Raw genomic sequence first — 17,801 nt, forward strand, 5'->3', positions numbered from 1 at the left:
GGCGCGCTCACCGGAGGCTCACCGCCGGCTCACCGCCTCGACGACCTCCTCGTCGAGGCCGGCGAGGCGCAGCGCGTCCGCCCTGCTCAGCACCTCCGGCGCGCCGCCGCCCGCCGCTCCGCCGCCTTTCGTTCCGTCGCCCGGTGAGACGGCGCCGGGCGGGACGCCGCGCAGCGCCGCCGCCGCGCCGGACAGCCGGGCCGCCCGCTCCGCCGCGCCCTCCGCCGCCTCCAGCCCGGCGAGGGCGTCGACCGCGCGGGCGGCGTCCATGTACGCGCCCTTGGACGCCGCCGTCCCGGCCGCCTCCCGGTACCGGGACCGGGCCGCGCCGTGGTCGCCGCGCGCGGCGGCCACCCGGCCGAGCCCGAGCAGCGCGGTCGCGCGGTTGCCGACGCTCTTGATCCAGTGCGGGTCGAACCGGTCGAGGGCGTCGGTGTACAGCCGCTCGGCGGCGCCGAGGTCGCCGTCGAGGAGCGCGATGTCGCCGAGGCCGCGCAGCGCCGCCGCGAGGTAGGTGGGGCTGCCCGCGCGGCGCGCGACGGCCGCGGCGCGCTCGTAGTCGGCGCGGGCCGCGTCCCGGTCGTCGCCGATCCGGTGGTCGCCGCGGTTGACGAGCAGGTCGGCGGTGTCGTCGAGGGCGCCGAGCCGCTCGGTGAGGACGAGGGCCTCGTCGGTGAGCGCGACCGCGGCGGCGCGGTCGCCGCGGTGGGCGGCGAGCCCGGCGAGCGCGTCCAGCGCGAGGGCGGTGCCCCAGCGGTCGCCGAGCGTCCGGAACCCGCGCGCCGCCGCCTCGAAGTCCCGCCCGGCCCGCTCGGCGTCGCCGGAGGCGAGCGGCTCGAACCCGGCGATGAAGTGCGCGGCGGCCCGCGCCCACGGGTCCGGCCCGTCGCGCCGGGCGAGGACCAGCGCGTACGCGGACTGCGCGTCCGGCTCGTCCGCGCGGCGCATCATCCACAGGAACGGCAGGGCCGGGTGGCGGCCCAATCCCCCGTCCGCCCACACCGCTTCGAGCGCCGCCTCCGCCGCCGCGCGGTGCCGCCGCCACACCTCGCGGCCCGCCGCGTCCGACCCCGCGTGCAGCACGCACGCCGCGTACTCCTCCTCCAGGCCGGGCGGCGGGACGGGGCCCGCGACGTCCAGCAGCGCGGCGGCCTGCGCCGCGACCGACACCCCGCGGATCCACAGGTAGCCCGCCATCGCCGCCGACAGCCGCAGCCCCGTCGGGACGTCCCGCGCCTCGGCGGCCCGGTTCAGCGCGGCCAGCAGGTTGCCGTGCTCGGCGCCGAGGACCCGCAGCCATTCGAGCTGGCCGGCGCCGCGCAGCTCCGGGTCGGCGGTCCGCGCCAGCTCCAGGAAGTACCGCGCGTGCGCGTCCCGGGCCTCGCCGGGGTCGCCACCGCGCTCGGCCCCGTACGCGCGGATCGTCTCCAGCATCCGGTACCGGCCGCCCGACAGCTCCAGCAGCGACTTGTCGACGAGCGACTCCAGCGCGTCGCCGCCGTCGCCGCACACCTCCCGCGCCGCGTCCGGCGTCGCGCCGCCCGCGAAGACGGTGAACCGCTCCGCGACGCGCCGCTCGTCGGCGGTCAGCAGGTCCCAGCTCCACGCGACGACCGCGCGCAGCGTCCGGTGCCGCTCGTCGGCGGTGCGGGCGCCGCGCGCCGGGACGCCGAGCCGGTCGCCGAGCCGGTCCGCGAGGTCGGCGACGTCCATGGTGCGCAGCCGCGCCGCCGCCAGCTCGATCGCGAGCGGCAGGCCGTCGAGCGCCGCGCAGATCCGCCGGACGGCCCGCGGGTCCGCCGCGAACCCGCGCCGCACCGCCGACGCCCGCGCGGTGAACAGCCGGACGGCCGCGTCGCCGTCCAGCGGGCGGACGGGCCACAGGTGCTCGCCGGTGATGCCGAGCGGTTCGCGGCTCGTCGCGAGGACGCGCAGGTCCGGGCACGCGGCGAGCAGCCGCGCGGCGAGCGCGGCGACCGCGTCGACGATGTGCTCGCAGTTGTCCAGGACGAGCAGCGGCGGCCGGTCGGCGAGCGCCGCGACGAGCCGCTCCTCCGGGGCCTTCGCGGCGTCCGGGGCCTGGGGGCCCGGCTCGCGCAGGCCGAGCGCGCCGAGCAGCGCGCGGGGCAGCGACGCGCCGTCCCGCAGCGGCGCCAGCTCGGCGAAGCATGCCGTCCCGGCCGCGCCGCGGCCTCCGGCCCGGCCCGCCACCTCGACGGCCAGCCGCGTCTTCCCGACCCCGCCGGGCCCGGTCAGCGTCACCAGCCGCGCCGAACCGAGCAGGTCGGCGACGCCTTCGACGTCGCCGTCACGGCCGATGAGCGCGGTGAGCGGCGCGGGCGGCCGCACCGGCGCCGGAGCGGGATCGCCGCGCAGCAGGTCCCGGTGCAGGGCGGCGAGGTCCGCGGACGGGTCCGTGCCGAGCTCGTCGGCGAGGCGCCGCCGCGTCTCCTCGAACACCAGGAGAGCCTCGGCCCGCCCGCCGCCGTCCCGCAGCGCCCGCATCAGCAGCCCGGCGAGCCGCTCGCGCAGCGGATGCCGTCCGAGGAGTTCCCGCAGCTCGGGCACGACCTCGCGATGGCGGCCCCGGTACACGTCGGCCTCGATCCGGTCTTCGAGGGCGGCGAGCCGCCGCTCGTCGAGCCGCGCGGCCTCGGTCTCGGCCCGCGGCACGTCGGCGAGCGCCGGCCCGCGCCACAGGCCCAGCGCCTCGCCGAGGAGCGCGGCCGCCTGTTCGGGATCGCCGTCGCGCAGCGCGGCGCGTCCCTCGTCCGCGAGGCGTTCGAACCGTCCCGCGTCCACGTCGCCGGGTTCGACCGCGATCCGGTACCCGCCGCCGGCCCGCTCGATCGCCGCGCCCGCGCCGAGCGCCGCCCGCAGCCGCGAGACCTGGGAGTGCAGCGCGTGGCCCGCCGTCCCGCCCTCCGCCAGCCGGTCCGCCGGGACCGCCGCGCCCGGGCGGACGAGCAGCAGCGCCAGCAGCGCCCGCCGGGCCGGGCCGCCGAGCGGCACCTCCTCGCCGCCGTCCCGCCACGCCCGGGTCTCGCCCAGGATTCCGAACCGCATGCCCGGATCATCCCAGCCCGGCGACCCCGAACGGGTTGTCGACGGCGTACCGCCAGCAGCCGTCCGCGCCGCGCCGGGCCACGTCCGTCGCGGTGCCCTCGATGCGGACCGGGGCGCCGTCCGGGCCGGTGCCGTCGATCACCCAGTCGACGATCAGCAGCGCGACGTCGCCCGCCGCGTAGACGTGCCGCGGCGTGACCTCGATCGGCACCCCGAGGGCCACGAACCGCTCGTTGGCGGCACGGGCCTCCGCGCCGCGCAGGCCGGACCCGGGCTCGGGCACGAACACCGCCCCGTCCTCGTAGAGTTCCGCCACCGCCGCGGTGTCCCCGCTGTTGAACCGCTCCTCGAACACCCGGGGGACGTCCTCGGGACGCGTCGCCGACCGCCGCATGGTGATCCTTCCGGTAGACAAGATCGTGAGACGCGGCAACGCTAGGAGGCCCGTTCATGGCTCACCAAACGGTCAGTCGCCCGGGACTGCCCGCCGATCCCCGCGCGGACGCCGCCGCGCCGAGCCCGTCCTGCCCGGTGGAGATCGCCCTCGACGCGCTGCGCGGGCGGTGGACGACGCTGGTGGTCCGCGAGCTGCTCCGCGGCGACCGCTCCTTCACCGCGCTCCGGGACGCGCTGCCCGCGCTGTCGGACAAGGTGCTCGCCGACCGGCTCGCCCATCTCGTCCGCGCCGGCGTCGCCGAGCGGCACCGCGAGCCGGGCGTGCCGCCGCGCACCCGCTACAGCCTCACCGAGAGGGGGCGGCGCCTCGGGCCGGTGCTGCAGGCCCTGTGGGACTGGGGCGCCGCGGCACCCTGACCGGGTCGCGGCGTCAGGGGGCGGCGCGGGTGGCGGCGGCGATGACGCGGGTGAGGGTGCCGTGCAGGTCCTCCAGCTCGTCGAGGCCCATGCCGAGCTTGTCCATGATCGTGGCCGGGATCTTCTCCGCCTGCTCGCGGAGGGCCCGGCCGCTCTCGGTGACGGTGACGGCGAGCAGCCGCTCGTCCCGGCTGTCGCGCCGGCGGCGGATGAGGTCGGCGGACTCCAGCCGCTTGAGCAGCGGCGACAGCGTGCCCGGGTCGAGCTGCAGCAGCCGGCTCAGCTCCTTGACCGACAGCTGCTCGTGCTCCCAGAGCGCCAGCAGCACCAGGTACTGCGGATGCGTCAGCCCCATCGGCTCCAGGATGGGGCGGTAGAGCGCGAGCACGCTGCGCGACGCCACCACCAGCGCGAAGCAGACCTGGTTCTCCAGCGCCAGCGGGTCGGGGACGGGGACGTCGTCCAGATCACGTGCCACGGTTCCTCCACTCGCCGGGGGCTTCGGCTATAAAGGTTACTACCGCAACGTTTTGTACACCAACGGTTGGCGAGGCAACGGAGGACGCATGTTCCGCAGGGCACCCCTGGAAGAGCGCATCGCCCGCCGCCAGGCCGAACTCAGGCCCCGCCCCCGCGGCGGCGGCCAGTTCGACCACCCCACCGCCAAGTACCTGTTCGTCGGGCTGCTGGCGGTCACCGTGGCCGCGCACGTCATCGGCGGCGTCCTGTTCGCCGTCATGGGCTGAGAGGGGAACGCATGGCGCTCCGACGGCCGTCCTTCCTGCCGTCCCTGGACGAACTGGAGCAGCAGGCCCAGGACCGCTCGGCGCAGACCGCCCGGAAGGGCTCGCAGTTCGACCATCCGACCGCCAAGTACCTGTTCGTGGTCATGCTCGCGGTGACCGTGGTCGCGCACGTGGTCGCCGGCGTCGTCTTCCTGGTGATGGGTCACTGACCGCCGAGGCCGGCGACCCACTCCGCGCTCGTCATGACGTCGGCCTCGCGCGGGAAGAACCGCTCGACCAGGAACCGGTGCGTCTCCTCGTCGGCGTCGTCGCACCCGTCCGACAGGACGATCTGCGCGTACTGCCGCTCCGTCGCGTCCCGCAGGGCGCTGATGACGACGCCGCTGGTCGCCAGGCCGGTCAGCACGAGCGTCCCGGCGCCGCGCGCGCGGAGCAGCGCGTCCAGGTCCGTGCCGGCGAACGGGCTGAAGAAGCGCTTGTCGAGGACGGGCTCGCCGGGCAGCGGCGCCACCGCCGGATGGATCCCGCTCTCCGGGTTCGACTCGGTGATGGCGTCCGTGCCGGCCAGCCCCCGGAACGGCTTGTTCAGCGGCCCGATCTCGGGATGCCCGTCGCGGTGCACGACCCGGACGTGGATCACCGGGACGCCCGCCGCGCGGGCCGCCGCCACCGTCTCCGCCAGCCGGGCGAGGTACCGGTCCGCCCGGTCCCCGAGCTGCGCCACCACGACGCGCTGGACGTCCATCACCAGAAGGGCCTGCATGCTCGCGTTCACGGCGGACATCCCACCGCACGCCGGAACGCGGCGTCCAACAGCCGTCCGGCCGGATCGACAACGGCCGGTTGTAGCCGCAGCGTGGTTGACTGGCCGGATGATCGACCATGAGGTGCTGCGCGTCTTCTGCGGACCGGACGGCGCGCACGGCAACCCGCTCGGGGTCGTCCGCGACGGCGCCGCCGTCCCCGGCGAGGAGCGCCGCCAGGCGATCGCCGGGGAGCTCGGCTTCAGCGAGACGGTCTTCATCGACGACGCCGCGCGCGGCGCCATCGACATCTACACGCCCTCCGCCCGGCTGCCGTTCGCCGGGCATCCGTGCGTCGGCGCCGCCTGGCTGCTCGGCGTGCCCGCCCTGGTCACGGCGGCGGGCCTGGTGGACGTCCGGCGCGACGGCGACCTCACCTGGATCGCCGGGCGGCCCGAGTGGGCGCCCGGCCGCACGCTGCGCGAGTACGGGTCCGCCGGGGTGGTCGACGCGCTCCCCGTCCCGCCGCCCGGCGAGTGGATCTACGCGTGGGCGTGGCAGGACGAGCCGTCCGGCCGGGTCCGCGCCCGCGGCTTCCCCGGCCGCGGCGACGGCATCGACGAGGACGAGGCGACCGGCGCCGCCGCGCTGCTGCTCACGGCCCGGCTCGGCCGCCCGCTCGTCGTCACCCAGGGGCGCGGCTCGCAGATCATGACGATGCCGCGGCCCGGCGGCCTCGTCGAGGTGGCCGGGCGGGTCCGGCGGGACGGGCCCGAACAAACCGGTTGACCCGGCTGCGAGCATGGCCTCATGGACCGCACGTTCGATGACCTGGTGGACGAGGCCGCCGCCGCACCCGTCGAAGGCTGGGACTTCTCCTGGCTGGCCGGCCGGGCGACCGAGCAGCGGCCCTCGTGGGGGTACCAGCGGCTGATGAGCGGGCGGCTCGCGCACGCCACCGCCGCGCTGGACCTGCAGACCGGCGGCGGCGAGGTGCTCGCCGAAGCCCCGGCGTTCCCGCCGACGATGGTCGCGACCGAAGCGTGGCCGCCGAACGTCGCCAAGGCGACCCGGCTGCTGCACCCGCGGGGCGCCGCCGTGGTCGTCCACCCCGAGGAGCCGCCGCTGCCGTTCGCCGACGGCGCCTTCGACCTGGTCACCAGCCGCCATCCCGCCGTCGTCGAGTGGGGCGAGATCGCCCGGGTCCTCGCGCCCGGCGGCACCTACTTCGCCCAGCACGTCGGCCCCGCCAGCGTCTTCGAGGTGACCGAGTACTTCCTCGGCCCGCAGCCCGAGGCGCGCGGCAAGCGCGACCCCGAGATCGAGAGCGCGGACGCCCGCGCCGCCGGCCTCGACGTCGTCGACCTGCGCACGGAGCGGCTCCGCATGGAGTTCTTCGACATCGGCGCGGTCGTGTACTTCCTGCGCAAGGTGATCTGGATCGTTCCCGGCTTCACCGTCGAGCGCCACCGCGACCGGCTCCGGGAGCTGGACGAGCGGATCCGGCGCGACGGGCCGTTCGTCGCGCACTCGTCCCGGTCCCTCTTCGAGGCCCGCAAACCGCTGTGAGCGGGGCCCGGCCGGAACCGGACCCCGTCGTCCGGGACGGCGTCGCCCGCGGCGGCACGCGGGTAGGCGTGCGCCGGGGCGATCTACCGCGTCAGCGGCGGCCGCGGAACGTGCGGCGGAGGTCGGCGACCCACTCCTCGGGGATCTCCCACGGGATGAAGTGGCCGCCGCGGTCGTGCGCCGTGAGGTTGACGTGGTTGTACCAGGCGCCGCGGCCGCTCTCGACGAACTGCTCGACCCGCCGCTCGGTGGTGACGCCCGGCGGGTTCTCGTAGGCGACGAACGTGATGCCGGTCGGCGCCTCGACCACGGGCCACCGGTCGTGCGACGGCGTCCACGGGTACCGGTTGTTGTTGGCGTACGTCCGGACGGACGTGCCGATCGAGTTGGTCACCCAGAAGATCATCGCGTGGGTGAGCAGGTCGTCCCGGGCGAACACCGTCTCGATGTCGCCGCCGTCGTCGCTCCACCGCGTCCACCGCTGCAGGATCCAGGCGAGCATCCCGGCGGGCGAGTCGGACAGCCCGTACGCCAGCGTGGACGGCTCCAGCATGTGCGCCACGAGATGCACGGCGAACCGCCGCTCCATCTCCATGGCGCGCTCCCGGACGCCGGGCGGGCCGTCCGGGAGCGGCCGCCCGCCGGTGATGTCCCACCCGCGGTCGCCGTTGAACAGGGTGAGCATCTGGCCGGAGCCGATGTGGATCCCGTGCAGCTCGCCGGCGTACTTGTGCCCGAGCTGGCCGGTGACCATGGCGCCGACGTCGCAGCCCGCCGCCGCGTACCGGTCGTACCCGAGCGTCCGGGTCATCAGGACGTGCCAGAGGTCGGCGACCTTCCAGAAGTTCATGTCCGGGTGGTCCGGCAGCGGGCCGGAGAACCCGAACCCCGGGAACGACGGGACGATCACGTCGAACGCGTCGGCGGGATCGCCGCCGTGCGCCCCCGGGTCCGCCAGCGGGTCGACGACCTTGGCCCAGTGCCAGAACGTCCAGGGCCAGCCGTGGGTGAGGATCAGCGGCGTCGGGTTCGGGCCGACGCCCGGCCGGCGCATGAAGTGGACCGGCACGCCCTCGACGTCCACACGGTAGTGCTCGTAGGCGTTGATGGCGGCCTCGGCCTTGCGCCAGTCGTACCCGTCCCGCCAGTACTCGACGAGCCCCTGGAGGTAGGAGCGCTTCACGCCGTAGTAGCCGTCGTCGTTGCCGGCGTCGTCCGGCCAGCGCGTCAGCGCCAGCCGCTGCCGCAGGTCGTCGAGCACGCCGTCGGGCACGTGGATCGGTTCCGGTTCCAGCGGGAACGGGCTGGTCATCGTCGCCTCCTGCGGCCGGTCGAGCGGACCCGGCGAATATATCACCCACTTATTTAAGTTTCTGATCTAATTTTCGTCGAGCTGCCGGGTGACCTGGTCGACCCGCTCGATGCGGCCGTCCGGCGCCAGCCGCCCGAACATGTAGATCTCCGCCGCGAACGTCGCGCCCTTCCGCATCCGGGTGCGGAGCGTGTACCGCGCCGCGAACCGGTCGCCGGAGACCAGCGCCTCGTGGACCTCCAGGCCCGCCCGGCCGGCGGCGGCCATCGCCTCGCGGTCGACGTTCCTGCGGACCGGCCGGGCGTGGTCGATCATCCGCCGCCGGTCGATCACGAGCCCGTCGTTGCAGTACGCGAACTCCGGCACGAAGTACCGGTCGAGGATCGCGCCCGGCTCCTCGTCGGAGACGGCCATGTCCCGGGTGTAGCCGACGAGGAAGTCGGTCAGGTCGCGCGCCGAACGGATCGCCATGGGAGTGCCCTTCGTAGGAGTACGGCATACGCTTACGTCTCCCCGGCAACGTACGGCACCCCCGTAGGGTTCCTGCACGGCTCAGCGGGCCCGCGCCGGGAGGGTGGCGCAGGCCCGCCGTCAGCGGACGGGCGTCACTTCGTGCGGACGGCCATCTTCGGGTACATCTCCGAGTACTGCTTGCCGCCGAAGTACGAGGTGAGCTGCGCGTGGTTCTTCCCGGACGCCGACGGGAGGCCGCCGCGGAAGTCCGCGATCGGCGCGGTGAGACCGCAGCCGTTGGTCTTCGGCACGGCGAACGTGTCGTCGGTGGCGTTGATCTTGACCCAGAACGTGCCGTCCGGGCCCGGGGCCGCGGTGATGTCCGCCAGGTCGAGGTCGAGGGAGATCGGCGCGGCGGCGGAGCCGACGAAGCAGTTGTCGCCGAGCAGCTGGTTGATCAGCTTGATCTTCAGGTCGAGCCGGGTCCTGCGGTTGACGATGTCGAGGTCGATCTTCCCGGCGTACTGGGGCTTCACCTTCAGCGCGAACAGCGGGATCTTCTCGGTGCCGGGGATGCCGAGGGCGCCCCCCGCCACCGGCATCGCCGTGCTGCGCATCTTCACGAACTTGGAGATCTCCGCCCCGGTCTTCGGGTCGGTGCCGGCCAGCAGGGTGATCCGCATCGGCGCGGTGATCTGCTGGTCGATGTTGCCGATCTTCATGCTGCCGCCGCTGGTCACCAGCACGTTGCAGTACCAGTCCGCGGGGTCGGCGCCGACCGGCAGGACGTCGGGGCAGTCCGACAGGTCCAGCGAGGCGGGCGGCGCGTCGGCGGGCGCGGCCGCCTGGGCGCGCGGCTTCGGGGCGGCCTGCGCGGACGCGGCGGACGCGGCGGACAGGGCGGTGGCGGCGAGTCCCGCCGACAGGGACAGCACGGCCAGCCGCTTCATCATGGACGACACAGGGATCCTCTCGCTGGGGGTGGAACCGCGGCGGGGGGCGTGCCGAGACGACCGGACCGGAGGTCCGGGCTACTCGCGAGTATGGAGCGATCCAACCGGGCTAAGAGATCATGTGTCAATAGGGCCGACGCGCCTGTTCCGGGCCGCTCAGGACCGGTGCGGGTAGAGGTCGCGCAGGACGCCGAGCTCGGCCGAGTGGTGGGTGAACTCGTCCAGCACGTGCAGGGCCGTGTCGATTGCCGGGTAGTCGGCGTAGCCGAAGAAGGCGGGGCCGGACGGCTCCCACAGCCGTTCCTCGGACATCGCCTCGAAAGGCTCGCGCCAATGGACGCGAAAGGCCGTCTCGAGGAACCGGATCCCGCCGGCGGCCGTTCCGGAGAATTCGACCTCGTCCAGCGTGATGTTGCGCCCCTGGAAAAGGCGGGTCCCGTAGTCGATGAAGGTCAGGCCGATATGGCCGATGCGCCAGGCGAGGGTCGCGATCGGGACCGGGTCGGGGGCGGGACCTCCGCCGCCCTCGGCGTCGATGAGCCAGCGGCCTGAGGCGTCCGGACGGATCGTCCAGCCGTCCGGGGCGGGCTCCCAGAGGTACTCGTCGTCGGTGAGGCCGCCGAGACGGCCGCTGGTCCGCCGCCATACCTCGTCGAATGCCCGGCCGATCGATTCGCGGACACTGGTCACGGGATATCCCTCCTGAGCATCGGCACCGGGCCACCGAGAATAGTCAACGGCGACAGGAATCACAGTCAGGCGCCGGTAAAGCGAATACGCCTCAGGAAGTGTTCGCTTTGCGCTGTGCCGGTCCTCCGCGCATTGCAGCGTGGCCGTGACCTCGTGCTCGCCGAGCCCGTCCGCAGTCGGCCGCCGGGGACCGGTTCGTCGTCCCGTTTCCCTCACAGGCTCATGAGCTGCGGATACCCGGGAATACAGAGGCGGAGCCGCTCGCCTCTCCCCGGGAGGACCCGCCATGCAGGAACCCGCCGCGAAGGACGGCGGCGACCCCGACCTCGCCCGCGACCACCTCGCCAACGAGCGCACGTTCCTCGCCTGGATGCGGACGGCGGCCGGGGTGATGGTGCTCGGCCTCGCGGTCGCGAAGCTCGTCGAGGACGGCGGCGCGCGGTCCGTCGCCGCCGGGATCGTCCTGGTCGCGACGGGCGTGGCCGGGATGGTCTACGCGGGGGTGCGCTACCGGGCGGGCGCGGCCGCGATCGACGGGCGGCGGCCGTCTCCGGCCGGGCGCACGGCGGGGCCGCTGGCCGCGGGCGGCGTTCTGATCGCCGCTGTCGCCGCCGCGCTGGCCCTCCTGCTCTGGTGAAACACCGCGGGGCGGGCCGCCGCCGGCCCGCCCCCGCAGCGCGCCGGTCAGCAGTCGTTGACGGGCGTCTTCCCGGCGAACCGGTCGTCCAGGAAGTTCACCGCGTCGTTCTGCCGCACGACCATCTCCAGGGCGTGCTCGCCGATGGCGTCGCGGACGACGTGCACGGTCGCGCCGCGCGAGCACCACGCCTTCACCATCGCGTCGTCCTGCCCGACGGGGACGATCTCGTCGGTGTTGGCGTGGTAGTCGAACACGGGGACGGCGGGCGCGGCCGAGCCGAGGGTGTTGGCCTTCAGCACGGCCCGGACGCGCGGCACCGCCAGCGGGTCGGGGACGGTGCTGTAGTCGGCCAGCTTCTTGAACGGGAACGACGTGAGCAGGTCCGTCAGGCACTTGCCGGACGCGTCCGCCATCGCCTGCTTGCCCTTGTCGTTCATCAGCGCGTCGATGTCCATCTCCGGGTACTCGGCGCCGAGGCTGACGGCAGCGGCCGCCTCGAAGCCGGAGAAGACGCCGCCGTCCAGCGACCGCGCCACGGCCTCCGGGTCGGCGGGGATGCCGCCCATCGACGCCCCGGCGAGCGTCACGTCCGGCGCGTAGGACGGCTGGAGCTCCGCCGCCCAGCCGGTGGCCTGCGCGCCGCCGGAGTAGCCGGCGAGCGCCCACTTCGCCGTCGCGGGGAGCCCCGCGTCCGCGAACCGCCGCACGGCGCGGATCCCGTCGAGGACGGCGTGCCCTGCCTGGAGACCTCCCATGAACACCGACTTCGGGCCTTCGAAGTCGGGCATGACGACCGCCCATCCCTTGCTCAGCATCGGCCCGGCGTAGACCGCGGCGCTCGACGCGAACAGATCGCCGGACGCCAGGCCGTAGGACGGGGCGCACTGCGTGCCGGTGGAGTCCTCGGCGGCCTGCACCGACACGACCGGCCGTGCGCCCGACCCGGTCCACGCCTTCTTCGGCACCAGCACCGAGGTGACGGCGAGTTCCGGCGTCCCGTGCGAGTCGTTGGTGCGGTACGAGACCTGCCAGGCGTTCGCCGTGTCGGCCACGTTCCCGGCCTTGGGCGTGAAGGCGCGGGAGGCGACGATGGCGCCCGGCGCGTAGTCACCGATGTTCGCGGGCGCCTGGTAGAAGGGGTCCTTGTCCGGCGGGACGGAGCCCGGCACGGTGTCGGCCGAGGCCGGTGGGGCCAGGGCGGTCGCGGCGAGCGCGCCTGCGGCGGCGAGCGCCGCCGCGGCGCGGAGGGGGGAGCGTCTCATCACGGCCTCCGGGGTGGGGGCGAACCTGCCGAAACGGCAGCGTTCCGCTGAGGTCCACTCACTGTAAGAGCCCACTTGCGCCGTGTTTATGGCCGGGACTGAGCAACTCCCCTCACCGATTGTGGGTACCGGCACCAACCCCGCCGCCCCGTCCCCAGGCCCTCACCCCGTCGGGGCCGCCTCGCGCGTCAGGGGCTCGACTCGTCGCGCTTCAACGAAGCGAGCAGCTCAGCGAAAGCAGCAGGAGACAGCGCGAGATGCCCCGCCTCGGACGCCCTGCTGTCCCGCACACCCACCGCATCAATGAGATCGGCGACCTCGACGCACTCTTGCCCGCCCGAGCCGCCGCCACCGCTGTAGCTGGACTTACGCCACCTCTCCATGACGCCCTCCAACGCATTTCTGATCAACGCAGGCGGCGGACCTGCCGACGGCGAAAGCTTCCGATGCGCTCGGGTGTCAGGCTGACAACTCGCCCTGCTTCAAGCGGGTCACGAGGTCGGCGAACGCTCCGCGCGTCAGCGCGAGATGCCCTGCCTCCGGCGCCTTGCTGTCCCGGACGCCCACGTTGCCGTCGAGGTCCGCGACTTCCACGCACTGATCGGATGTGCCTTGGGTGCTGCGACGGCTCTTGCGCCACACCGGGGAAGTGGTCATTGCATGCCCTCCAACGCATCGCTGATCAACGCTCGGGACAGATCTACCGGCAGCGCCATGGCTCCGATGCGTTCGAACCTGGCGCGCAGGGCCGCCACCTCTTCGGCGTCCAACTCTAGTCGGCCGCCGTTCGGCGCCTCAAGAAAGCCGATCTCCCCCTCCCTGACCTTGAGGACTTTGAACGGACCATCGAGCCCTTCATTGGCGCCCGCCCTGTTCGGAACCACACGGAGGATGACGTTGGGCAGTTCGGAGATCCGCAACAGGTGCGCAAGCTGACCACGCATCACCTCCACTCCTCCGACGAGCGGCCCCAGAACCGTCTCCGCAAGAAGCACCCACATCTCCGGCGCCTCCGACCGATACAGGATCGCCTGGCGCGCCATCCGATCCTCGACGGCCTTGTCAAGGATCTTGGAGCGCCCCACCGTGAGCAGAGCACGGGCATAGTCCGGGGTTTGCAAGTGAGCTGGGACGAGCTGGCCGTCGTACATCCGGATCTCTGACGCGCGGTCCTCGAAGGCCAAATAGTTCTTGTTCCAGTTGGGGTCGTGCCCCAACCGGGCGAACCAGAGCAGAACGCCGAAGAGGCCGCCGGTGTTCCATCTGGCGTCCAGCAGCGCGGCCTCCTTTTCCTTAAGGCGCGACTCTCCGCTTTCAAGTCTGGAAATCGAGGAGCGCGATCGGTTCAGCCAACGCGCGACGACGTCCCCGGACTGGCCGTGCTGCATGCGATAAAAGCGCAGGTAGTAGGCGATGGTGGCCCACAGGTTCAGCCTCGGGTCGGGCGACTCGTTGATGTTCATCTCGCTCCGCCTCTCGCATCCAACTTCCACGACTTGCACGGAATGACGACAAGGTAGCTCGCGACAGTCACGCTTGTCTTTGCAATCGGTCAAGAGAAGGGGCACAGAATGGGGATTAATACGGTTACTTGGAATCAATTGGACATGACGTGCCTGGCGGTGCCGGGGCTGGTGCGGAGTCTGGTCGAATTCCGGTTGGTGGGATGGGCGCTGGACGGGCTGATCGGGGACGTGAGCCTGGTCGCCGGGGAACTGGTGGCCAACGCCGTCCGGGCGGCGCCATACCGCGAGATCCGGGTGCGGTTCGACCGGGAGGTGCGCGGGGTGGTGCTGGCCGTGTGGGATCCGGCGGCGGGGATGCCGGTGGCGAGGCCCGTGATCGAGCTGGAGCCGGACGACGTCGCGCCCGACCCGCTGGCCTTGGACGACGGGCACGACGCCGGGATCGGCGGGTGGGGGCTGTCGATCGTGCAGAGCCTCGCGTCGGAATGCGGGGTGGAGCCCACGCCGCCCTCCGGGAAGTGGGTGTGGGCCCGGTTCCTCTACATGGAGAAGGCGGCGGCTATGCCGTAGTGGTCGGACAGGTAGCTCGTGCGGCCGTCCGGGAGGCGGATCTCGTCCTTGAAGACCAGGGTCGTGGTCGCCGTCAGCGGCGGGGTGGCGAGGATCTGGTCGATGGGTTCGAGGCTGAGCTTCGGTGTGGGACGGAAGGTGGTCGCGGGGTCGCCGTTCAGGACGTCCGCGAGGCCGGTGGCGTCGCGGAAGTCGCGGAGGACGGGCGACGACCTCGGGACGTTGAGGTCGCCCGCGACGATCAGTGGGTCGGTCAGGGCCGGATGGGCGAGCAGGTCCGCCAACTGGGCGAGTTCGCCGGCCTCTATCCGGGTGTAGGGGTTGGCGAGGTCCCAGTCGGTGTCCCTGTTGGCGGTCAGGTGGGTGTTGACGATGGTGACGTGCTCGTCCCCCAGCTGCACGCGGGTCAGCAGGGCGCCCTTGCGCAGGAGCCCTTCGAGGCGCGGACGGCCGGTGAACCGGTACGGGCGGAAATGGCGGCGGACGATCGGCCGCCGCGAAAGCGTGACGAGGCCGCCGCGGACGAGCGGGACGGACAGACCGTGCGCGATGTGCGGGTACGACGGCGTCGCCGCGCGGAGCGCCGCGAGATTGAGCGGGGAGACCACTTCCTGAAGGCAGACCACGTCGTACGACGAGTCCTCCAGGATTCCGGCGAGCGCTCTGATCCGGGCGCGGGAGTCGCCTCGGAAGAGGGTGTTGAACGTCAGCAGGCCGATGTTCACGGGCGGCCCGCGAGGTGCCGCGCCGCGAGGGTCATCGGGTAGCCGGGTGCGGGGGCGGTGCGCCGCACGTCGTCCCATTGGGCCATGGACGCCACGATAGGCGCCGCGGCGTCGCGGCAAGGGCCGCCGGGGTTCAAGATTCGTCGATCAGCCGACCGGGACGCGGCGGTGGGCGCGCCGGTACTCGCTCGGGGTGACGCCGAGTTCGCGGGCGAAGTGGGTGCGGAGGTTCGGGGCGGTGCCGAGGCCGCATTTCTCGGCGACGAGGTCGATGGAGAGGTCGGTCTCCTCCAGGAGCTCCCGGGCGCGGATGACGCGCTGGGCGAGGAGCCATTGCAGCGGGGTCGTCCCCGTCTCGGCGTGGAAGCGGCGGATGAGGGTGCGGCCGGTCAGGCCGGCGCGGGCCGCGAGGTCGGCGGTGGTGAGGGGCCGGTCGAGGCGCGCCAGCGCCCACTGCAGGACGGGCCCGAGCCCGTCGGCGCGGCCGGACGGCGGCAGCGGGGTCTCGACGTACTGGGCCTGCCCGCCCGTGCGGTGCGGCGGGACGACCATCTGCCGGGCGACGGCGTTGGCGACGTCCGCGCCGAGGTCCTGCCGGATGAGGTGCAGGCACAGGTCGATGCCGGCGCTGTTGCCGGCGCCGGTGAGCAGGTCGCCGTCGTCGATGTAGAGGACGGACGTGTCGGCCTCGACGGACGGGAACCGCTCGCGCAGGACGGGCGCGTGCTTCCAGTGCAGCGCGGTGCGGCGGCCGTCGAGGAGGCCGGCGGCGGCGAGGACGAACGCGCCGGAGCAGAGCGAGACGATGCGGGCACCGCGGGCGTACGCGGCGCGGACCGCCTCGACGACCTGCGGCGACGGGTCGTCGAGCACGTTCCCGGTCGCCGGGACGATCACCGTGTCGGCCGTCTCCAGGGCGTCCAGCCCGTGCGGGGCGACGATCTGGAACGCGCCGGGCAGGTCGTCCTGGCCGGACGAGCCGCGCAGCCGGGACGCGCCCTCCGAGCAGAGCCGCACGTCGTACCAGGGGCCGGTGTGCGCCGGGGGCGGCGAGCCGAACAGCTGGCAGGGGATGGCGACCTCGAAGATCGGTGCGCCGGGGACGACCAGGATCGCCAGGCTCCGCGTCATGTCAGTAATCTATCGAATGCTGTCAATCCTGCCACTCGTGGCGGGTCCGGCCGCTCTCGATCATTGACGGCATGAACGCACGGATGAAGGCCCGGCCGGCGAGCGTCCCGGCCCGGAAGGACGTGGCAGAGGCCCCCGGAGGAGCCGAGAGACCGGGGGCGCGGCGGTGGCTCGTGCTCGCTGTCGCGTCGACGGCGCAGTTCCTGGCGATCCTCGACCTGTTCGCGGTGAGCGTCGCGTTCCCGGCGCTGCGGCGCACGTTCGACGGCGCGCCGCTGCCGCAGGTGTCGTGGGTGCTGAACGCGTACACGATCGTGCTCGCGGCGCTGCTCGTCCCGGCGGGGCGGCTCGCCGACGACACGAGCCGCAAGAAGAGCTTCCTCGCCGGCATGGCGCTGTTCGGCGCCGCGTCGGTGGCGTGCGCGGTGGCGCCGACCCTGCCCGCGCTGGTCGCGGCGCGGGTCGTCCAGGCGGCGGCGGGCGCGGTGCTCGTCCCGACGTCGCTCGGGCTGGCGCTGCCCGCGTTCCCCAAGCGCGAGCACCCGACGGTGATGGGGATCTGGACGGCGGTGGCCGCGCTCGGCGGCGGCTGCGGGCCGGTGCTCGGCGGGCTGCTGCTGATGGCGGGCTGGCGCTGGATCTTCCTGATCAACGTGCCGGTGACGGCGGCGGCGATCCTGGCCGGCCGGCGGCTGCTGCCGGACACGCCGCGCAAGGCGCGGCAGCGGCTCGACCTGCTCGGGTCGGCGCTGGTGCTGGGCGCGGCGACGGCGCTGACCGCGCTGCTCGTCCAGGCGCCGGACTGGGGGTACGGGTCGGCGCGGACGATCGGGTGCGCGGTCGCGGCGGCCGTGCTCGGGACGCTGGCGGTCTCGCACATGCGGCGGCACCCGAACCCGGTGATCGGCCCCGACCTGTTCCGGCACCGGCCGTTCGCGGTCGCGGTGTCCGGGGTCTTCCTCTACTACCTGGTGTTCGCGGCGACGCTGGTGGCGGCGACGCTGTACTTCACGGGGGTGTGGCACTACCCGGTCGTCCGGGCGGGCGTGGGGATCGCGCCGATCCCGCTGTCGTGCATGGTGATGTCGCCGTTCTCCGGACGGATCGTCGGCCGGATCGGGGGGCGCGCGTCGGCGGTGCTGGGCGGGCTGGCGCTCGCGGTGGGCTGCGGCTGGTGGGCGGTGCTCGCGTCCGGCGAGCCGTCGTACCTGGCGATGTTCGTCCCGGGGGCGGTGCTCGTCGGGGTGAGCACGGCGCTGCTGCAGCCGCCGCTGTTCGGGTCGGCGGCGTCGCTGCCCGCGGAGCGGCTGTCGCTGGGGTCGGCGGTGCTGATGATGGCGCGGCAGATCAGCTCGGCGCTCGGCGTCGCGGTGCTGACCGTGCTGCTGGGGAACGGGGCGCACCCGTCGGTGGCGGCCTTCCGGCACGGCTGGCTGTTCATGGTCGCCGCGGCGCTGCTCTCCGCACTGGTTTCCCGGTATTTCCGGACGGATCACAATAATCACTAGAAATGCCATAAATAGCCTGGACGGCTAGCCGGAATGCGCGGCCGGCTATCCGGTTAGCGTTGCGAACGAAGGACCGCTCGGGCATAGTGGGTCGCGCACGTTCTCGCGTTTCTCCTCCCCGGAAAGACGAAAGATCCGCCGACCCCGCCGAAGA

General features: G+C 73.5%; 22 protein-coding genes. 8 read left to right on the forward strand and 14 right to left on the reverse strand.

Translation table 11 applies throughout. The annotated features are described in order from the left end of the window. Positions 1-18: 18 nt before the first annotated feature. Positions 19-3,066: an ATP-binding protein gene (locus ABT299_RS12595; RefSeq protein WP_500250778.1), complete on the reverse strand. Its 3,048-nt coding sequence runs from the start codon at positions 3,064-3,066 to the stop codon at positions 19-21. Positions 3,067-3,073: 7 nt separating this feature from the next. Next, positions 3,074-3,460, reverse strand: a complete 387-nt coding sequence (locus tag ABT299_RS12600; protein ID WP_190856129.1) for a YybH family protein — start codon at positions 3,458-3,460, stop codon at positions 3,074-3,076. 56 nt (positions 3,461-3,516) lie between these two features. Here ABT299_RS12600 and ABT299_RS12605 point away from each other — a divergent pair, with 56 nt between their 5' ends. Further along, entirely contained in the window at positions 3,517-3,879 is a 363-nt protein-coding gene (locus ABT299_RS12605; protein WP_190856128.1) for a winged helix-turn-helix transcriptional regulator, read from the forward strand. 13 nt (positions 3,880-3,892) lie between these two features. Here the strand turns inward: ABT299_RS12605 and ABT299_RS12610 are convergent, their stop codons facing one another. Then, entirely contained in the window at positions 3,893-4,357 is a 465-nt protein-coding gene (locus ABT299_RS12610) for a MarR family winged helix-turn-helix transcriptional regulator (protein WP_500250779.1), read from the reverse strand. A gap of 88 nt (positions 4,358-4,445) precedes the next feature. On the opposite strand from ABT299_RS12610, the gene ABT299_RS12615 reads away from it, so the two are divergent. Next, on the forward strand, positions 4,446-4,625 hold the full coding sequence (locus ABT299_RS12615; RefSeq protein WP_500250780.1) for a hypothetical protein: 180 nt from the start codon (positions 4,446-4,448) through the stop codon (positions 4,623-4,625). 11 nt (positions 4,626-4,636) lie between these two features. Continuing rightward, a complete protein-coding gene (locus ABT299_RS12620; protein ID WP_190856126.1) occupies positions 4,637-4,834 on the forward strand; it encodes a hypothetical protein in 198 nt (65 codons plus the stop codon). Here the strand turns inward: ABT299_RS12620 and ABT299_RS12625 are convergent. Next, positions 4,828-5,400, reverse strand: coding sequence for an isochorismatase family protein (locus ABT299_RS12625; protein ID WP_206699929.1), 573 nt, complete (start codon positions 5,398-5,400; stop codon positions 4,828-4,830). The genes ABT299_RS12620 and ABT299_RS12625 overlap by 7 nt on opposite strands. 97 nt (positions 5,401-5,497) lie before the next feature. Here ABT299_RS12625 and ABT299_RS12630 point away from each other — a divergent pair, with 97 nt between their 5' ends. Both ABT299_RS12630 and ABT299_RS12635 read left to right on the forward strand, forming a co-directional pair. Then, positions 5,498-6,157 (forward strand): PhzF family phenazine biosynthesis protein, encoded by a 660-nt coding sequence (locus ABT299_RS12630; protein WP_500250781.1) that lies wholly within the window; start codon positions 5,498-5,500, stop codon positions 6,155-6,157. 21 nt (positions 6,158-6,178) lie between these two features. Continuing rightward, positions 6,179-6,937: a class I SAM-dependent methyltransferase gene (locus ABT299_RS12635; RefSeq protein WP_500250782.1), complete on the forward strand. Its 759-nt coding sequence runs from the start codon at positions 6,179-6,181 to the stop codon at positions 6,935-6,937. 91 nt (positions 6,938-7,028) lie between these two features. Here the strand turns inward: ABT299_RS12635 and ABT299_RS12640 are convergent, their stop codons facing one another. From ABT299_RS12640 to ABT299_RS12655, 4 genes are all read right to left on the reverse strand, one after another. Next, entirely contained in the window at positions 7,029-8,249 is a 1,221-nt protein-coding gene (locus ABT299_RS12640) for an epoxide hydrolase family protein (RefSeq protein WP_500250783.1), read from the reverse strand. 66 nt (positions 8,250-8,315) lie between these two features. Then, positions 8,316-8,720 carry a nuclear transport factor 2 family protein gene (locus ABT299_RS12645; RefSeq protein ID WP_387028052.1) on the reverse strand — a complete coding sequence of 135 codons (405 nt, stop codon included), beginning with the start codon at positions 8,718-8,720 and terminating at the stop codon, positions 8,316-8,318. 134 nt (positions 8,721-8,854) lie between these two features. Next, positions 8,855-9,664, reverse strand: coding sequence for a hypothetical protein (locus ABT299_RS12650; RefSeq protein WP_500250784.1), 810 nt, complete (start codon positions 9,662-9,664; stop codon positions 8,855-8,857). A gap of 147 nt (positions 9,665-9,811) precedes the next feature. Next, the gene (locus ABT299_RS12655) at positions 9,812-10,345 is read right to left on the reverse strand and encodes a DinB family protein (RefSeq protein WP_500250785.1); all 534 of its coding nucleotides are present in this window, start codon (positions 10,343-10,345) and stop codon (positions 9,812-9,814) included. 286 nt (positions 10,346-10,631) lie between these two features. Between ABT299_RS12655 and ABT299_RS12660 the strand changes: the two genes are divergently transcribed. After that, a complete protein-coding gene (locus tag ABT299_RS12660; RefSeq protein WP_190856119.1) occupies positions 10,632-10,982 on the forward strand; it encodes a YidH family protein in 351 nt (116 codons plus the stop codon). A 47-nt stretch (positions 10,983-11,029) separates the two neighbouring features. Here the strand turns inward: ABT299_RS12660 and ABT299_RS12665 are convergent, their stop codons facing one another. The 4 genes from ABT299_RS12665 to ABT299_RS12680 form a co-directional block, all read right to left on the reverse strand. Next, entirely contained in the window at positions 11,030-12,247 is a 1,218-nt protein-coding gene (locus ABT299_RS12665; protein WP_387028058.1) for a lipase family protein, read from the reverse strand. A gap of 188 nt (positions 12,248-12,435) precedes the next feature. Next, entirely contained in the window at positions 12,436-12,630 is a 195-nt protein-coding gene (locus ABT299_RS12670) for a DUF397 domain-containing protein (protein WP_500250786.1), read from the reverse strand. A 76-nt stretch (positions 12,631-12,706) separates the two neighbouring features. Next, a complete protein-coding gene (locus ABT299_RS12675; RefSeq protein WP_387028061.1) occupies positions 12,707-12,904 on the reverse strand; it encodes a DUF397 domain-containing protein in 198 nt (65 codons plus the stop codon). Further along, positions 12,901-13,710 (reverse strand): DUF5753 domain-containing protein, encoded by an 810-nt coding sequence (locus tag ABT299_RS12680; protein ID WP_500250787.1) that lies wholly within the window; start codon positions 13,708-13,710, stop codon positions 12,901-12,903. The genes ABT299_RS12675 and ABT299_RS12680 overlap by 4 nt, the downstream gene beginning before the upstream one ends. 144 nt (positions 13,711-13,854) lie before the next feature. Here ABT299_RS12680 and ABT299_RS12685 point away from each other — a divergent pair, with 144 nt between their 5' ends. Beyond that, positions 13,855-14,283: an ATP-binding protein gene (locus ABT299_RS12685; RefSeq protein ID WP_500250788.1), complete on the forward strand. Its 429-nt coding sequence runs from the start codon at positions 13,855-13,857 to the stop codon at positions 14,281-14,283. On the opposite strand, the gene ABT299_RS12690 is transcribed toward ABT299_RS12685, so the two are convergent. Both ABT299_RS12690 and ABT299_RS12695 read right to left on the reverse strand, forming a co-directional pair. Further along, positions 14,253-15,008 carry an endonuclease/exonuclease/phosphatase family protein gene (locus ABT299_RS12690; RefSeq protein WP_500250789.1) on the reverse strand — a complete coding sequence of 252 codons (756 nt, stop codon included), beginning with the start codon at positions 15,006-15,008 and terminating at the stop codon, positions 14,253-14,255. The two genes, ABT299_RS12685 and ABT299_RS12690, sit on opposite strands and share 31 nt — an antisense overlap. Positions 15,009-15,155: 147 nt before the next feature. Further along, a complete protein-coding gene (locus ABT299_RS12695) occupies positions 15,156-16,139 on the reverse strand; it encodes a GlxA family transcriptional regulator (RefSeq protein WP_190856116.1) in 984 nt (327 codons plus the stop codon). Positions 16,140-16,210: 71 nt separating this feature from the next. On the opposite strand from ABT299_RS12695, the gene ABT299_RS12700 reads away from it, so the two are divergent. Next, positions 16,211-17,647 (forward strand): MFS transporter, encoded by a 1,437-nt coding sequence (locus ABT299_RS12700; RefSeq protein ID WP_500250790.1) that lies wholly within the window; start codon positions 16,211-16,213, stop codon positions 17,645-17,647. Positions 17,648-17,801: the final 154 nt, after the last annotated feature.

It is taken from the genome of Spirillospora sp. NPDC000708 (assembly GCF_040299565.1).
In the GTDB taxonomy this organism is placed as follows: domain Bacteria; phylum Actinomycetota; class Actinomycetes; order Streptosporangiales; family Streptosporangiaceae; genus Spirillospora.

Bases quoted from the DNA above. Each gene is read 5' to 3' on its own strand.
- ABT299_RS12595 (WP_500250778.1), bottom strand. From the start codon at position 3,066: ATGCGGTTCGGAATCCTGGGCGAGACCCGGGCGTGGCGGGACGGCGGC.
- ABT299_RS12600 (WP_190856129.1), bottom strand. From the start codon at position 3,460: ATGCGGCGGTCGGCGACGCGTCCCGAGGACGTCCCCCGGGTGTTCGAG.
- ABT299_RS12605 (WP_190856128.1), top strand. From the start codon at position 3,517: ATGGCTCACCAAACGGTCAGTCGCCCGGGACTGCCCGCCGATCCCCGC.
- ABT299_RS12615 (WP_500250780.1), top strand. From the start codon at position 4,446: ATGTTCCGCAGGGCACCCCTGGAAGAGCGCATCGCCCGCCGCCAGGCC.
- ABT299_RS12620 (WP_190856126.1), top strand. From the start codon at position 4,637: ATGGCGCTCCGACGGCCGTCCTTCCTGCCGTCCCTGGACGAACTGGAG.
- ABT299_RS12630 (WP_500250781.1), top strand. From the start codon at position 5,498: ATGATCGACCATGAGGTGCTGCGCGTCTTCTGCGGACCGGACGGCGCG.
- ABT299_RS12635 (WP_500250782.1), top strand. From the start codon at position 6,179: ATGGACCGCACGTTCGATGACCTGGTGGACGAGGCCGCCGCCGCACCC.
- ABT299_RS12640 (WP_500250783.1), bottom strand. From the start codon at position 8,249: ATGACCAGCCCGTTCCCGCTGGAACCGGAACCGATCCACGTGCCCGAC.
- ABT299_RS12645 (WP_387028052.1), bottom strand. From the start codon at position 8,720: ATGGCGATCCGTTCGGCGCGCGACCTGACCGACTTCCTCGTCGGCTAC.
- ABT299_RS12660 (WP_190856119.1), top strand. From the start codon at position 10,632: ATGCAGGAACCCGCCGCGAAGGACGGCGGCGACCCCGACCTCGCCCGC.
- ABT299_RS12665 (WP_387028058.1), bottom strand. From the start codon at position 12,247: ATGAGACGCTCCCCCCTCCGCGCCGCGGCGGCGCTCGCCGCCGCAGGC.
- ABT299_RS12670 (WP_500250786.1), bottom strand. From the start codon at position 12,630: ATGGAGAGGTGGCGTAAGTCCAGCTACAGCGGTGGCGGCGGCTCGGGC.
- ABT299_RS12675 (WP_387028061.1), bottom strand. From the start codon at position 12,904: ATGACCACTTCCCCGGTGTGGCGCAAGAGCCGTCGCAGCACCCAAGGC.
- ABT299_RS12680 (WP_500250787.1), bottom strand. From the start codon at position 13,710: ATGAACATCAACGAGTCGCCCGACCCGAGGCTGAACCTGTGGGCCACC.
- ABT299_RS12685 (WP_500250788.1), top strand. From the start codon at position 13,855: ATGACGTGCCTGGCGGTGCCGGGGCTGGTGCGGAGTCTGGTCGAATTC.
- ABT299_RS12695 (WP_190856116.1), bottom strand. From the start codon at position 16,139: ATGACGCGGAGCCTGGCGATCCTGGTCGTCCCCGGCGCACCGATCTTC.
- ABT299_RS12700 (WP_500250790.1), top strand. From the start codon at position 16,211: ATGAACGCACGGATGAAGGCCCGGCCGGCGAGCGTCCCGGCCCGGAAG.